The following is a 716-nucleotide window of genomic DNA, read 5'->3' as shown; positions in this document are numbered from 1 at the left end:
TCATGCGCAACCTCACCAAGTCGGTCTTCGGCCTCGCCACCGCGGGCTTCCTCGTCGTCGGCCTCGCGGCCTGCTCGACCCCCGCCGAGACCCCCTCGTCCTCCAGCTCCGCCGCGCCGTCCGCGTCCGCGACGACCGAGGCCGACCCCACGCCGCTCGCGTCGATCCCGACCCTGACCGGCGTCGACACCCAGGTCACCCTCGACTCCGGCTTCACCGGCGCCCTCACGACCCTGGGCCTGACCCCCGGCGTCATCGGCACCGCCACCCTCGACGGCGCCACCGGCACCCTCGCGTTCCCCATCACCGGCGGCAACGTGGACTACTACGACCCCGAGATGGACTACCGCCCCTACGTCCAGGGCGAGATCGACCACGAGGGATCCGGCATCAGCCTCACCGCCGGCGACACCGTCGTGAAGCTCACCGACTTCGTCATCGACCCCGGCACCAGCCGCCTCACGGGCTCGGTCCAGGTCGGCGGCGGCGAGGTCATGAACGACGTCTACATCTTCAACCTCGACGGCACGACCCTGAACCCGCTCCAGATGGAGGGCGACAACGCCGTCCTCGAGGGCACCACCGTCAAGGTCAGCCCCGACGCCGCCGCCCTGCTGAACACCACCTTCGGCACCGACGCCGTCACCGACGAGCTCGTCGTCGGCATCGCGAAGATCACCGTCAACACCAAGTAGCACCCACCCGGCACACGCCGG

The 716-nt window shown here is 70.5% G+C and carries 1 protein-coding gene; it reads left to right on the top strand.

Going from position 1 to position 716, the window contains the following annotated elements:
• A partial coding sequence (locus Q6969_RS16090; protein WP_317231338.1) for a hypothetical protein occupies window positions 1-695 on the top strand: 695 nt, incomplete at its 5' end.
• Window positions 696-716: the final 21 nt, after the last annotated feature.

Source organism: Clavibacter sp. MX14-G9D (assembly GCF_032917815.1).
Taxonomy (GTDB): Bacteria; Actinomycetota; Actinomycetes; order Actinomycetales; family Microbacteriaceae; genus Clavibacter; species Clavibacter michiganensis_K.
The sequence above is the reverse complement of the archived record's forward strand: the minus strand, read 5'-3'. Positions and strand labels throughout refer to the sequence as shown.